At 46.0% G+C, this 14,146-nt stretch carries 12 protein-coding genes; 7 read left to right on the top strand and 5 right to left on the bottom strand.

Annotation, left to right across the window (positions count from 1 at the left end; genetic code table 11):
* Positions 1-6: 6 nt before the first annotated feature.
* Positions 7-762 (bottom strand): biotin--[acetyl-CoA-carboxylase] ligase, encoded by a 756-nt coding sequence (locus FTU90_RS03800; protein ID WP_180050602.1) that lies wholly within the window; start codon positions 760-762, stop codon positions 7-9.
* Positions 763-789: 27 nt separating this feature from the next.
* Between FTU90_RS03800 and FTU90_RS03795 the strand changes: the two genes are divergently transcribed.
* The 6 genes from FTU90_RS03795 (at position 790) to rlmF (ending at position 10,295) form a co-directional block, all read left to right on the top strand.
* Complete coding sequence (locus FTU90_RS03795; protein ID WP_005172427.1) at positions 790-1,593, top strand: sulfite exporter TauE/SafE family protein; 804 nt, start codon at positions 790-792, stop codon at positions 1,591-1,593.
* Positions 1,594-1,792: 199 nt separating this feature from the next.
* Positions 1,793-2,488, top strand: a complete 696-nt coding sequence (locus FTU90_RS03790) for a GntR family transcriptional regulator (RefSeq protein ID WP_005095938.1) — start codon at positions 1,793-1,795, stop codon at positions 2,486-2,488.
* An 11-nt stretch (positions 2,489-2,499) separates the two neighbouring features.
* Positions 2,500-5,952, top strand: coding sequence for a chromosome segregation protein SMC (gene smc / locus FTU90_RS03785; RefSeq protein ID WP_180071965.1), 3,453 nt, complete (start codon positions 2,500-2,502; stop codon positions 5,950-5,952).
* 1 nt (position 5,953) lies between these two features.
* Complete coding sequence (locus FTU90_RS03780; protein ID WP_005172421.1) at positions 5,954-6,946, top strand: cell division protein ZipA C-terminal FtsZ-binding domain-containing protein; 993 nt, start codon at positions 5,954-5,956, stop codon at positions 6,944-6,946.
* Between the two features lie 108 nt (positions 6,947-7,054).
* A complete protein-coding gene (gene ligA / locus FTU90_RS03775) occupies positions 7,055-9,094 on the top strand; it encodes an NAD-dependent DNA ligase LigA (protein ID WP_180071958.1) in 2,040 nt (679 codons plus the stop codon).
* Between the two features lie 226 nt (positions 9,095-9,320).
* On the top strand, positions 9,321-10,295 hold the full coding sequence (rlmF, locus tag FTU90_RS03770) for a 23S rRNA (adenine(1618)-N(6))-methyltransferase RlmF (protein WP_100357348.1): 975 nt from the start codon (positions 9,321-9,323) through the stop codon (positions 10,293-10,295).
* 121 nt (positions 10,296-10,416) lie between these two features.
* On the opposite strand, the gene FTU90_RS03765 is transcribed toward rlmF, so the two are convergent.
* Positions 10,417-11,484: an aldehyde reductase gene (locus tag FTU90_RS03765; protein ID WP_100355521.1), complete on the bottom strand. Its 1,068-nt coding sequence runs from the start codon at positions 11,482-11,484 to the stop codon at positions 10,417-10,419.
* 342 nt (positions 11,485-11,826) lie between these two features.
* Between FTU90_RS03765 and bfr the strand changes: the two genes are divergently transcribed.
* Positions 11,827-12,291: a bacterioferritin gene (bfr, locus tag FTU90_RS03760; RefSeq protein ID WP_100328939.1), complete on the top strand. Its 465-nt coding sequence runs from the start codon at positions 11,827-11,829 to the stop codon at positions 12,289-12,291.
* Positions 12,292-12,346: 55 nt separating this feature from the next.
* On the opposite strand, the gene FTU90_RS03755 is transcribed toward bfr, so the two are convergent.
* The 3 genes from FTU90_RS03755 to FTU90_RS03745 are packed head-to-tail and all read right to left on the bottom strand — an operon-like array spanning position 12,347 to position 14,132.
* Complete coding sequence (locus FTU90_RS03755) at positions 12,347-12,766, bottom strand: biopolymer transporter ExbD (protein ID WP_100328938.1); 420 nt, start codon at positions 12,764-12,766, stop codon at positions 12,347-12,349.
* A 21-nt stretch (positions 12,767-12,787) separates the two neighbouring features.
* Positions 12,788-13,216 (bottom strand): biopolymer transporter ExbD, encoded by a 429-nt coding sequence (locus tag FTU90_RS03750; RefSeq protein ID WP_180071957.1) that lies wholly within the window; start codon positions 13,214-13,216, stop codon positions 12,788-12,790.
* A 16-nt stretch (positions 13,217-13,232) separates the two neighbouring features.
* A complete protein-coding gene (locus FTU90_RS03745) occupies positions 13,233-14,132 on the bottom strand; it encodes a MotA/TolQ/ExbB proton channel family protein (protein ID WP_180000445.1) in 900 nt (299 codons plus the stop codon).
* Positions 14,133-14,146 lie beyond the last annotated feature (14 nt).

The raw sequence follows: 14,146 nt of genomic DNA, 5'->3' as shown, positions 1-14,146 counted from the left end.
GCCTGTTCAAGGATTATTTTTGAGCCGTAATTGACCTTGGTAAAAGATGTGGACACCTGTTTCAGTTGCGATTTTAACAGCGCCATCATCCTGAATACCCAGAAATTTTCCTGAATATTGCCCTTGCAGATCGGTAAATTCAACCCTCTCTTGGATAAAAGCGGCATGTCGATTGAAACGACCAGACAGATTCTGGCTGCCATAACTAAACCATTGTCCGGCTTGCTGAATCGCCAGATACAGTTCTGCAATCAGCTGAATGCGTGAACCCTGATGCAGGCCCAACTCATTCAATGAGGTCACTTGCTGCTCGGGAACCTCAGCAGACATTGGACTGAGGTTGATCCCGACCCCGACCACCACTTGCGTAGGTGAAATCGGTTCTACCAGAATGCCGCCCCATTTGCCTTTGACGCTATACAGGTCATTCGGCCATTTTACTTGCAAGTCCAGCCCTTGTAGACTGCGCATTTGCAGGATATTTAACGCAATTTCCAGAGCCAAACGGCCATCGATGGGTTTTTGTGTATGCAGCAATGTGCTTAAATAGATATTCCCTTCAGGTGAAATCCATTGACGCTGGCGCTGCCCACGGCCTTGGGTCTGCACATGGCTACAGACCAGAACCTGCTGTACCCCCTTGGTTGCCAATTCCCGCACATCGTCATTGGTCGATGTGGTAATCGGTTTGATGAGCAATACTTCCGGAAGCTGGCCTGCATCGCTTAATCGTTGTTGCAGTTCACGAGTTTCTACATCCATTTGAATCTAAACGTGGTAAATATCGTTATGGAGTTAATCATATATTTATTGATTGGTGCAATTGCAGGATTTACCGCTGGCCTGTTTGGGGTCGGTGGTGGTTTGATTATTGTGCCGATTCTGTACATTGTTTTTACCCAGCTCCAGTACGATCCCAGCGTGATTATGCACATGGCGGTGGGGACTTCTCTGGCTACCATTATTGTCACCTCGATCAGTTCGGTCATGGCGCATCATCAAAGAGGTGCCGTGTTGTGGTCGGTATTTCGTAATCTGGCACCCGGCTTGATTATTGGTTCCTTCCTGGGCGCAGGGATTGCTGACTATTTATCTGGTCAAGGCTTGCAGCTGTTGATCGGGTTCTTTGCAGTCTGGGTGGCGTTTAGAATGTTTAAAGGCGCCAATGTTCAGGTCGATCCGAATAAAAAATTGCCTTCAACCCCGGTACAACTCGCTGCGGGCGGTGGGATTGGTGTGGCATCGGCGATCTTTGGGATTGGTGGCGGTAGTCTGACAGTCCCGTTTTTGAATCGCTGTGGCATCGTGATGCAAAAAGCCGTGGCGACCTCTGCGGCTTGTGGATTGCCGATTGCCGTGGCAGGCGCACTAGGCTTTATCTGGTTTGGTCAACAGGCCCAGGTCACAGTACCAAATACGATTGGCTATATCCATATTTATGCCTTTATTGGCATCAGTATGATGAGTTTTTTTACCGCCAAACTCGGTGCAAAAGTGGCACATTTACTTTCACCTGCGGTACTGAAAAAATGTTTTGCGGCTTTACTGACCACCGTCGGTCTGTATTTTATTTATCAAGGTTTTATGGCCTGATTTAATTTTTTAGGTTGAACTGATGTATCACCTAAGGAGAATGGTTCACTATTCTCCTTTTTTATGAACTTGAGTTGGCTGTAGAGACACAAGATTGTCTGACAATGTCACAGTATTCATCGAAAAAATTCTGTCTAATAGCAATATAGCCCAAATCATGGGCTGAACCAGTATCCATAAAAATAAAGACAGGAACGGTATGCCATTAGAACAAGCACACAGTTTGTCTGAGCAGATTGCCAAACACATTAGCGAACAGATTATTCGCGGCGAATTGGTCGAAGGCGAACGTATACAGGAACTCAGGATTGCCTCGGAGCTGGATGTCAGTCGAGGGTCGGTTCGTGAAGCCCTGCTGTTGCTGGAACGCACCCAGCTGATTGAAATTTATCCGCGTCGCGGTGCCATTGTCTCGGAAATGTCGGCCTTGCAGGTGCGGGCCTTATTTGATATTACCTCTTTATTGCTGGGGCAGATGGTGCATCGTATGGCTGAAACCTGGCGGAGTCATGAAGCCGAGCGCATTCAGCTATTATTAGAACAATTAGAAGCAGAAACTCGCCAAGGACATACAGAAAAGTTTTATGATCTGATCTTTCAGGGCATGGCCCAGCAACATGAGATGGTCGGAAATCCCTATCTGATGCGCTACTATCAGGAACTGTTACCTTGCTTGCGGCGTAGCTATTTCCTGACCCTGAATATTTCCAGACGCGAGTTACAGGAATCTTTCGACTTATTTAAACTGGTCACTGAAGCAATTTTGATACGAAAAACCCATCAGGCCGCTTTATTTATGGAAGATTTTTGTCGACACTTACGCAACCTTGTGTTGGAATCTCTGACACGGATGAAACAAATTGAACTCGCGTGGGCCAGACGCTCACGACGTTAAATCAGGACATTATGCGTTTAAGCAGTTTAAAACTTTCAGGCTTTAAATCTTTTGCCGACAGTACCACTTTACATTTTAAAGATAACCGTACTGCAGTCGTGGGACCGAACGGGTGTGGTAAATCTAACGTCATTGATGCCATACGCTGGGTCATGGGCGAGTCCAGTGCGCGCCAGCTGCGTGGTGGCAGCATGCAGGACGTGATTTTTACCGGAACTGCCAAGCGTAAACCGGTGGGCATGGCCAGTGTAGAACTGCGCTTTGACAATACCTATGGCAAACTGGGCGGTGCTTATAATGCCTATAATGAACTGGCAGTCCGCCGTCAGGTCAACCGCGATGGCAAGTCTGAGTATTTCCTGAATGGCAGCAAATGCCGGCGTCGTGACATTACCGATATTTTTCTGGGCACCGGTCTGGGGCCACGTTCTTACGCGATTATTGAACAGGGCATGATCAACCGTCTGGTCGATGCCAAGCCGGATGAAATGCGGGTCTATATTGAAGAAGCTGCCGGGGTTTCGCGTTATCAGGCACGGCGCCGTGAAACCATGCTGCATCTGGATCACACCACGCAAAACCTGTCGCGTCTGGAAGATATTGCCTCTGAGCTGAAATCTCAGCTAAAAACTCTGAAACGTCAGGCTGAAAGCGCGATTCAATATAAGCAACTGGAAACACAGATCCGCAGCATCAAGATTGAAATCCTGTCTTTTCAATGTGAACAAAGCCAGCGCTTGCAACAAGAATATACCGTGGAGATGAATACGCTCGGGGAAAACTTTAAGCTGGTGCGTTCCGAACTGACCACGGTTGAACATGATTTGGGAACTACCAGTGAACTGTTTCAGCGTCTGATTCAGCAATCCACACCTTTGCAAAGTGAATGGCAACAGGCCGAGAAGAAACTGGCCGAACTGGACATGACCTTGCAGCAAAAGCAGTCTCTGCTCGAGCAGAATTCCAGCAGTCTGATCGAACTGGAACAGCAAAAAGCCCAGACCAAAGAACGTTTACAGTTAATCGAGCTGCAACTTGAGACTTTGCAGCAACAAGCTGAAGATCAGCAGGCACAATTGCAGCAGCAAGATGGCCGGAATCAGGCACAGAGTCAAAATCTGGCCGATCTGAAATCACAACATACAACAGTCGCAGCACAATTCGCTCAGATCAAAACCCAGGTCGAACAGCAACAGCAGCGTAAAATGCAGATGCTGGCGCAAAGTGAACAACTGGCCAAGAATATCGAGCGGATTGAGCAGCAAAAACACACCGTACAGCAGCAGAGTGTTCAGATTCAGCATCAAGCGCAGCAGGATGAGCTGGAGCAGTATCAGACAGATAAAGCACAGGCTGAACAGCAAATTGCTGGCTTTGAAACTCAACTCAAAGAACTGAAAACTCAACTTGAGCAGATGCAGGCAGAACAGGCAAGTCGTCAACAACAGCTGATGCAGCTCAAATCTGAAATTCAGGTGCTTCATTCAGAACAAAAAAATCTGAGTCAGTTGCTGACCAAAGCCAACCCTCATGCCAAAGCCGATGCAGTACAGCTGATGCAGGTGCTTAAGCTTAATCAGGCAGGCAAAGTACATGCCAGCCTGATCGAAAAGTTTTTAGCAAAATGGCTGACTGCGCAAATTCTGGCACAAGGCGAGAACTTCCTTGAAGATCGTGCGCGTCAGTTAAAGCAATATGTTGTGCAGGATAAAATTCAACTTGCCAATACGCTGTCTCTGGCCGACTGGATTGAATCTCCGCACTATTCGCTCTGGCAGCAAGTTGCGGTGGCCGAGAATCTAAGCGAAGCCTTAAAACTTCAATCTCAGTTATCACGAGGCCAGACATTACTGAGTTTAGATGGCTACCATGTGGGTGCGGATTGGGTGATTGCCCTGGACTATGATGAAGCCAGTCAGGCAGGACAAGGGGCACTCAGCCACCGGATTCGTCTGGAGGAAATCGAGCTTCAGTTATCAGCACTGAATACCCAACTTAGTCAGGCTGAAGAGCAACTGCCTGAACTGAATCTTCGGATGAAGGAGTTAAAAACCCAGATTCAAACGATCAGTGAGCAGTACAAGCACACACAAAAGCAACTGCAACAACTCGATGTCAATATTGCCAAAGTTCAAAGTAGTGCTCAGGCTTTCGCATTACATAAGCAGCAATTACAGCATCAGCTGCAACAACTCGATGAGCAGCTAGAAGAAGATGCCATGCAGAAAGACGATCTGGAAATTGATCTGCATGCTCTGAATATTAAGCTGGAACAAGCGCTACCAAATTATAAAACCCTGCAATTCCAGCTGGAAGCATTGAGCACTCAGTTAGATGACTCGCAGCAGCTTAGCCAGCAAGCGCAGCAGGAACTGGAACTGCTGCGCCGTCAAAGCGTACAGAGTCAGCAGCAGATTGAATTGCTGGAAAAAGATCAGGTATTTTTAATAGAACAGTATCAACAAATTAATCTACAAATCGAGCAAGCCAAGAAATTTGTCGATCCGGTACAGCTAGAATTGCCTGCTTTACAGAGCCAGTTTAATGAACAGGCGCAGATCACTGAAAAGCTGCAAAAAACCTGGGCCGACTGGCAGATCGAATTAAATCAGGTGCAGAGCAAACAGCAGCATTTAACTGAACAGCGTCACAGTTTCCAGCAGCAGGATGAAAAACTGCGTACAGAACTGGAAGCCAAACGTCTGGCCTGGCAAGCGGCTAGATCCGACTTGCAGCATTATTCGGAACAGTTAAAAGAACTGAATCATGAAGTCATCAGTGGCTTGAATATTGATGTCAAAAACCATCAGGCCAAACTGGAAAAAGCTCAGGCGCAATTTGATAAACTTGGTGCCGTGAATCTGGCGGCTTCTGAAGAATATGAAGAAGTCTCGAAACGCTATGATGAGCTGAGCCATCAGATGCAGGATCTGGAAAATACTGTAGAACAGTTGCAGGCTGCGATGAAGAGTATTGACCAGGAAACCCGCAAACTGTTTATGCACACCTTTAATCAGGTCAATGCAGAACTGCAACAGCTGTTTCCTAAAGTGTTTGAAGGTGGCGAAGCGAGTTTAAGCCTTGAAGATGGCTGGCAATCGGGTGTAAAACTGATGGCCCGACCACCGGGTAAACGTAACAGCTCGTTGGCTTTACTCTCTGGTGGGGAAAAGGCTTTAACGGCATTGGCATTGGTATTCGCGATTTTTCGCCTAAATCCGGCTCCTTTTTGTGTACTGGATGAAGTCGATGCACCGCTGGATGATGCCAACGTAGGACGTTTTTGTAATTTAGTGAAAGAACTTTCTGAACACGTACAATTTATTTATATTACCCATAACAAACTTGCAATGATGATGGCGACTGATCTTCTAGGTGTAACCATGCCTGAACCGGGAACCTCAAAATTAGTGACTGTAAATTTGGAACAGGCAAAAGAATACGGCTTAGCTGCGGAGGTATAATATGGAAATCACCACCATTATCGGGATTGTGATAGCAATTGTCATCATGCTATTCGGCATCAGAATGCTGTTCAAAAAACCTGTAGAGGCTGTACCGTCACTGGATGCCAACCTGCATATCGATCCTGACAGCCAGACCCCTGTCATTCCAAGGCATGTGCGTTCGCAACTGGCGAAACAGGAAGCAGAACCGGCACAGCGTGTAGAGCCAAGCCTGCGTGTAGAAGAACCGGCCCCTGAAAAGCCCTCAGCATTTCGCAAGCCTGAACCGACTGTGGCCGAGCCAGCAGTGCTTGAGACAGCTGCAGCGGACGAGCCGAGTCCAGTGACCGAAGCTGAAGTCGTGGCAAGCTCTGCAAGCACAGAAGCAGCCGAAACATCAGTGGAGCAAAAGCCGGCCGAAGTAGAAGCGGAAAATAACCAGACGGAAGATAAAGATACCGCTGTCGAATTCAGTCTCAACAGCAGTATCGAAAAAGCGGAAATTTTTGAATTTAATGATGAAAGCAGTATTCTGGATGCCCATCTGCATGAACAGAAAATAGTAGATGAAGAAAGTGCATTATCCAATGCTGAAACGATTATTTCTTTGCATATCTATCCGCAAGGCCGTGTACTTTCAGGTGATAAAACACTGAAAGTCTTGTTGAAATATGGTCTGCGTTATGGCGAACTGGCCTGTTTCCACCGCTATAGTGAAGATGATTCAAAACTGCTGTTTTCGGTACTGCAAATGACGGATACCGGCATGGAAGGTTTTGATCTGGAAACTCTCTCGACTCAGGAAGTCAAAGGTCTGGCCTTCTTCCTGGCTTTGCCGCATAGCGATGTACAAAATGCCTTTGATACCATGGACAGTATTTCACGGTTAATTGCCCGTGAAGTCGATGGTCTGGTCTACGATCAGAACCAGCAGGAATTTACACCACAATTACGTGAATTCTGGCGCCATCAGGCGATTGATTATCGCGCGGGTCAACCTACAGAAGTTTAAGTGGTTTTGTTCGATCTGCAAGTTGAATCTGTAGACTGCAATTTTTATAATAGCCAAAAGCTGAATATTCTACAGGGCGGATTTTCCGCCCTTTTTTATGGTGAAATTATGACCCAAGATGCCACTGTCATTGCGCAAATGCGTCAACTGATTCAACTGCTTGCCAAGCATAATCATGCTTATTATGTGATGGATCAACCGAGCATTGAAGACAGTGAATATGATCAGCTCTTTCATCAGCTCAAAGCTTTAGAACAACAATATCCCGATCTGATCCAGCCGGATAGCCCGACCGATAAAGTCGGCGGGCAGGCACTTTCAAAATTTGTGAGCATTACTCACGCCATTCCGATGCTGTCCTTGGGCAATGTCTTTAATCAGGACGATCTTTTTACTTTTGCCCGCCGTATTGAAGAGCGTTTGCCGAATCAAAAAATCGAATATGATGTGGAACTGAAATTTGACGGTCTGGCCATTTCCCTGTGGTATGAGCATGGTGTATTGACCCGTGGTGTGACCCGCGGTGACGGGGAAACCGGTGAAGATATTACCCAGAATGTCAGGACCATTCGTAACCTGCCGAAGCTGTTATCAGCAGTAAATGGCGTTATTCCCGATTTGCTGGAAGTACGCGGCGAAGTATTGATGCCGAAATCGGGCTTTGAAAAACTGAATGCCGCCAATGCAGCAAAAGGTGAAAAGACCTTTGCCAACCCGCGTAATGCCGCGGCAGGAAGTTTGCGCCAGCTCGATCCGAATATTGCCGCATCACGGCCACTGGCTTTTTATGCTTATGGAATTGCGCAGTGTGTACCGCATCATGGTCAACGCAGCATGTCGGACAGTCTGGAATGGCTGAGTCAGTTTGGTTTTGCTGTAGGTGAGCGCCACTTTATCTGTGACAGTATTCAGGACGTGCAAAAAGTCTATGAACAGATTATTGAGGAACGTGCCAGTCTCAGTGTAGAAATCGATGGCATGGTGGTTAAAGTCAATGACCTGAAACAGCAGCAGCAACTCGGTTTTCTGAGCCGGGAGCCGCGTTGGGCCACGGCCTATAAATTTCCGGCAGTTGCAGCCTTGACCACGGTCGAAAATATTAACTGGCAGGTGGGTCGTACCGGAACTCTGACACCGGTGGCACGTTTGAATCCGGTGGCGGTGGGCGGCGTCACGGTATCCAATGTGACCCTGCATAATATTGGTGAAATTCACCGTCTGGATGTACGCATTGGCGATACGGTCAGTGTTTACCGCAGTGGTGATGTGATTCCTAAAGTCGAAAAAGTCTGGCCGGAATTCCGTCCGGTGGACGCCATTGAAGTGCATTTACCAGAAAAATGTCCAGTCTGTGATTCACCGGTGGTGATGCCTGAAGGGGAAGCTTTGGCACGTTGTTCGGGTGGACTGTATTGTGCTGCACAGCGTATTGAGGCGATTCGTCATTTTGTTTCGCGCAAGGCCATGGACATTGAAGGTCTGGGCGATCGCTGGGCAGAATCTTTGCTGCATCTGAACCTGCTCAAGGATGTCTCGGATATTTACCACCTGCATGAACATCGTGAGACCTTGCTCGGTATTGAAAAGATGGGAGCCAAATCGGTTCAGAATTTAATAGATTCTATTGAGAACAGTAAGAAAACCACATTGGCCGCATTTATTTATGCGCTCGGTATTCGTGGCGTCGGTGAAACCACAGCACGTATGCTGGCCAATACCTTCCAGACACTGGAGGCACTGCATCAGGCAGATCTGGAGGCATTAAAGAAAACTCCGGATGTGGGCGCTATTACTGCTGAATGGATTCTGGATTTCTTTCAGGCACCGCATAATCTGGAAGTTCTAGACCGTTTACTGGCCGCGGGCATTCACTGGGATGCGCCAGTTGCACCGACCCGTCAGCCACTCAATGGCGAAAGTTGGGTCGTGACCGGAACCTTAAGCAGTATGGGGCGCGATGAAGCGACTCAATTACTTCAGGCACTGGGTGCGCGAGTCAGCGGCAGTGTATCGAGCAAAACCAAATGCGTGGTAGCTGGTGAAAAAGCCGGTTCTAAACTGGACAAGGCAGAAAAGCTGGGTGTAACGGTCATCAATGAGGAACAGTTCATTGCCCTGATGAAAGAGCATGGGCAAATCGAAGACTAATCAGTTCTAAACAATGACTTAAATAAAAAAGACACTAAGGATGATGAGTCTTGAGGTGTCTTTTTTATTGCTAGTTCAAAACTATAGGTGAATGAGAGGGGGGAGGATAGACAAATACAAGGACGGGTTCGGCAATGTGAGTTGAATTCACGTACAATATCGATTCATTCGCAGGTATAGATCCTGCCTTATTGATTCTGTTCTCCCGTTGATGATTGACATACACATGGCTCAAGCAAAGAAATCTTTTCTGCAACAAAAATCGCAATTACATGCACGAAATCTGCATCGCAGTCGTTACGATTTTCCTCAGTTAATCAAGAGTTGTCCGGAACTTGCGCCTTTTGTCAGCCCGAATCAATATAACGATCTTTCAGTCAACTTTTCTGATCCTCAAGCTGTGAAAATGCTCAATAAAGCATTGCTCAAGCATTTTTATAGTATTCAATATTGGGATATTCCTCAAGATTATCTTTGTCCACCTATTCCGGGTAGAGCCGACTATATTCACTATTTGGCGGACTTGTTGAGTGATAGCAATAAAGGTCAGATTCCAATAGGACACGCCGTTCACGTATTAGATATTGGGGTGGGCGCGAACTGTATTTATCCGATTATTGGTCATCGTAGTTATGGTTGGAAATTTGTTGGCTCAGACATTCATCCTGCATCGGTTAAAAGTGCTCAATTTATTGTGGAGGCAAATCCAAATCTCAAAAAGGGGATTCAGATTCGATTGCAAAAGACACCGAGCAATATTTTCAAAGGCGTGATTAAACCTTCAGATCGTTTTGATTTGACCCTGTGTAACCCACCATTTCATGCTTCGCAAGATGAAGCAAATGCCACAGCAACGCAAAAATTACGCAAACTTGGCAAACCGGTTGATCGGTCTAAAGTGGTGTTAAACTTTGGCGGACAAAAGAACGAGCTGTGGTGTGACGGTGGAGAAGAACGCTTTGTTTGCCAGATGGTACAAGAGAGCACACAATTTGCTGAGCAATGTCTTTGGTTTAGTACACTGGTTTCTAAGAAAACCACATTGCCTATGCTGTTAAATACCTTGCGTAAGTGCGGTGCAGTGGATTTAAAAACCATTAAAATGACGCAGGGGCAAAAAGAGAGTCGTTTTGTGGCTTGGACTTTCCTAGATGCAAAGCAACAGCAAGCGTGGAAAAATGCGCGTTGGACTTCTGCTTAGCTTGTTTTTAGGCAGGAATAGTGAGCTTGTGGGCGCATAAGTCGGTGTAGTCGCTCAAATTTAATCTGACAGATACAATAAAAAAATCGGTAACTGTCAGATCAGGTTTGAGCTAGTACGATTAAGGAATATATTTTTTGACTACGCCATCATCGAGTAATTGCTGGAAATGCTCGACCAGACTTTCTCGTACCGGACGATACTGAATGCTCAGTTCATCCTGACTCTTTTGCGCATTGAAGTAGATCGGATAACCCATGTTCAGTTCCACAAACTTGGGACTAAAACCTGCCAATGGTCCAAACAGTTTAAAGGCCGCCTTTGGTAACTGATTGCGCGGGAAGGGGAACTTATTGCCAAAATGTGCTCGTAAAATCTGCCCCATTTCCAGCAGGCTCAGGCTTTCACTGCAAATGATATAACGTCCTTGCGCCTCCGGCTTAAACGCGGCACGAAGATGCGCTTCGGCCACATCCTGCACATCGACCACGCCATTCCACATCGGTGGAACACCGAGTAAAGTCATGCCATTGGCAAACTGTTGCAGTACTTCGACACTGCCAGACTGGGTATTTGGTGTGAGGGATTTACCAAAAACCAGCGCTGGATTGATACAGACCAGCTGCCAGCGATCCTGTGCTTCTGCCATTTCCCAGGCCTTACGCTCTGCCATGACTTTGGAATAAGGATAAGGCTGATGAGTTTCCGAACTGGTGCTATTCCAGTGTGATTCATCAAAACTGTTATTTTCAGTTTGCAGAATATCAATGGCATCGCCATAAGTAGAGGCAATACTCGAGGTAACAATCACACGTTTCACGGATTCGGTGTGGTTGACGCTTTTCAGGACATTTTCAGTACCTAAAATCGCAGGTTCAATAATATCTTTGACCGCATCCTTATAATTGGTGACCACAAAGGGCGACGCCATATGAAACACAATTTCACAGCCTTGCATGGCGGCATCAAAAGAACCCGGACTCAGTAAATTGGCCTGAAATAATTTGAGGGTGCCTGGACTGTTCTCGGCAATTTTTTCTAAATGGGCGAAGCTTTTGCTTTTGTTCAGGTCACGTACCGTGGCATGTACAGTATAGCCTTGCGTGAGTAATTTCTGGATAACCCAGCTGGCAATATAACCCGATGCACCGGTGACCAGAACAGGTGCTGTTGTATGTGGATGTGTCATATTTAAACCGTTGTTGTTTTAAATTTGTCTGAATGATAAGCGAAATTTATGCATTAAGTACGCCAAATCGGTGATGTTTATACAAAAATAAGCAATCTTGCGGGTTTTAATGAATACTTACAAATCTTAACTGATGGATTTGTCCGGCAGATTGTGCTTAAAGTGAATAGTCGTGACAGTGCAAAGTATTGTTTTATAAATGGGATTTGATTCAGAACGAAGTGTAAATGCAAGTACTTCTCATTTTAATTATATAAAAATCATATATTTAACCAATGTTAGGCTTTGCAAAATCCTTTGAGTTTCTCCATAATAGCCAGATAAAGGCAGGGAGTAATTCAAATGCGCGGTAATCCAGAAGTCGTAGATTATTTAAATATGTTGATCGGTGGCGAACTGGCTGCTCGTGACCAATACTTGATTCACTCTCGGATGTATGAAGATTGGGGTTTAACCAAAATCTTTGAACGTATCGACCATGAAATGCAGGAAGAAGCCCAGCATGCGGATGCGATTATCCGTCGTGTCTTGTTCCTGGAAGGTACACCAAACATGCAACGCGATGACATTGAGATTGGTGAAGATGTGGTGAGCTGTCTGAAAGCCGACCTGAAACTTGAATATCATGTGCGAGAAAAACTGGCACAGGGCATCAAGCTGTGCGAAGAAAAAGGGGACTATATCACCCGTGATATGCTGCGCCAGCAAATGTCAGATACCGAAGAAGATCACACCTACTGGCTGGAAAAACAATTGCGTCTGATCGAACTGATTGGCCTGCAAAATTATATTCAATCGCAGATGTAAGATCAGATCAATCAAAAAACCCAGCATATGCTGGGTTTTTTTTCTGGGGTGAAAATTACGGCGTGTTATTGCTCATAATGCCAATTTTTTTGACATCTAGACGTTGTGCTGAAGCCATGACCATCGCGATATATTTATATTCGGTAGCACGATCGGCCTTGATTTTAATCTGATCCTGATCTGCCTTTCTGGCTACTGTCTGAAACAGCACTTCCAAAGCCTGAGGGCTTGCTACGGGCTGTTCATTCCAGAAAATATTGCCTTGTGCATCCAGACGTAATTCCACTGGCTCAGGCGGTTTTTCATCAGTGACAGGGGGTGTTCCATTCGGCAGATCGATATTAATCGAGTTATTTGGTAATGGAATCGTGATAATAAACATGATCAACAGGACCAGCATCACATCAATCAGTGGTGTCATGTTGACATCCAGCATCACATCATCATCTTGATTCGAACCCACATTCATACCCATAAACTTAATCCTTCTTCGCTTTTAAGGTGTAGCGGGCGGTGTCGTGACAAAAGCAATTTTGCCAATACCGGCTTGTTGGGTGGTACTAATCACCTGATCAATCGCTTCATAAGGAGTTAACTGATCGCCACGAATATGTACTTCAGGCTGCGGTGTTTTTTGCGCTTCGGCCTGTAAGTGACTCAGTAAAACCGATTTATCTGCGATATAAATTTCATTCCAGAAAATATCTCCAGTTTTATTGACGGCCAGCTGCACATTGTCTGGCTTGGTTTCATAAGGTACATTTCTTTCTTCAGGTAGATCGACAGGGACGGTATGGATTGCAACCGGTACTGTAATCAGGAAGATAATGAGCAGAACCAGCATAATATCAACCAGAGGTGTGGTATTAATGGTTCCAATTACCTCATCATCATCGCTGTCATTTGAATTGACCATCATTCCCATGGCTGATGCCTCACTCTTACTTCACGTCACGATTTACAGGAGTATTGGTGGTGATTTCACCGCTGAGTAATACTGCGTGCAAATCAGAACCAAAAGTACGCACTTCTTCCATGACCGCTTTATTACGGCGAGTCAACCAGTTGTAGCCAAGTACGGCTGGTACTGCGACTGCCAGACCGATTGCAGTCATGATCAGTGCTTCACCCACTGGGCCTGCCACTTTATCAATCGAAGCCTGACCAGAAACACCAATTGCAGTCAGTGCATGGTAGATCCCCCAAACTGTACCAAACAGGCCGACAAAAGGAGCGGTAGAACCTACCGTTGCCAGGAAAGCCAGACCGCCGCTTAAATGGTTATGGATCTTGTCGATTGCACGGGAAATCGAAATGGTGACCCAGGTATTAAAATCAATACGTTCAAGTAAATTGCCACCATGATTTTTGGTTGACTTGATACCTTTTTCCGCAATAAAACGGTAGACGCTGGCTTCATCCAGATTCTCGGCAGCATTGTCCAGAGAAGAAGATTCCCAGAAGGTATTTTCAGCTTGTTTGGCCTGTTTGCGTATTTTTCCTTGTTGCAGGCACTTGCTGATCATGATGTACCAGGTACCGATCGACATGATTAATAGAATAAACAGGGTAATCTTTGAAACGATATCACCTTCTTTCCACATGGCTTCTAAACCATAAGGATTATACGCAGGCTCTTCGGCTACCGGTTCAGCCGGAAGTGGGGGCGGAGTAGGTGTAGCCGTTGTTGCTGGCGTTACAGTGGCAGTTTCAGTGACTGCACTCGTATTTGATGTAGCAGACTGTTCTGCAAAAACGGCTTGTAAAGGCATTAAGGTACTGATGGCAATCACACCGGCAGCGGTCATGTTTTTAAAAGGTTGTAGTGATTTTTTCATCATGGATCTCCTGATTT

This window comes from Acinetobacter sp. YH12200, from assembly GCF_013418175.1.
GTDB classification, from domain to species: domain Bacteria; phylum Pseudomonadota; class Gammaproteobacteria; order Pseudomonadales; family Moraxellaceae; genus Acinetobacter; species Acinetobacter pseudolwoffii.
This window is presented reverse-complemented; position numbering and strand designations above follow the sequence as displayed.

What these genes read in the sequence shown, in the direction of transcription:
- ligA (WP_180071958.1), top strand. Translation starts at nt 7,055, where the DNA reads ATGACCCAAGATGCCACTGTCATTGCGCAAATGCGTCAACTGATTCAA.
- rlmF (WP_100357348.1), top strand. Translation starts at nt 9,321, where the DNA reads ATGGCTCAAGCAAAGAAATCTTTTCTGCAACAAAAATCGCAATTACAT.
- FTU90_RS03790 (WP_005095938.1), top strand. Translation starts at nt 1,793, where the DNA reads ATGCCATTAGAACAAGCACACAGTTTGTCTGAGCAGATTGCCAAACAC.
- FTU90_RS03745 (WP_180000445.1), bottom strand. Translation starts at nt 14,132, where the DNA reads ATGATGAAAAAATCACTACAACCTTTTAAAAACATGACCGCTGCCGGT.
- FTU90_RS03750 (WP_180071957.1), bottom strand. Translation starts at nt 13,216, where the DNA reads ATGGGAATGATGGTCAATTCAAATGACAGCGATGATGATGAGGTAATT.
- FTU90_RS03795 (WP_005172427.1), top strand. Translation starts at nt 790, where the DNA reads ATGGAGTTAATCATATATTTATTGATTGGTGCAATTGCAGGATTTACC.
- FTU90_RS03800 (WP_180050602.1), bottom strand. Translation starts at nt 762, where the DNA reads ATGGATGTAGAAACTCGTGAACTGCAACAACGATTAAGCGATGCAGGC.
- smc (WP_180071965.1), top strand. Translation starts at nt 2,500, where the DNA reads ATGCGTTTAAGCAGTTTAAAACTTTCAGGCTTTAAATCTTTTGCCGAC.
- FTU90_RS03755 (WP_100328938.1), bottom strand. Translation starts at nt 12,766, where the DNA reads ATGGGTATGAATGTGGGTTCGAATCAAGATGATGATGTGATGCTGGAT.
- FTU90_RS03780 (WP_005172421.1), top strand. Translation starts at nt 5,954, where the DNA reads ATGGAAATCACCACCATTATCGGGATTGTGATAGCAATTGTCATCATG.
- bfr (WP_100328939.1), top strand. Translation starts at nt 11,827, where the DNA reads ATGCGCGGTAATCCAGAAGTCGTAGATTATTTAAATATGTTGATCGGT.
- FTU90_RS03765 (WP_100355521.1), bottom strand. Translation starts at nt 11,484, where the DNA reads ATGACACATCCACATACAACAGCACCTGTTCTGGTCACCGGTGCATCG.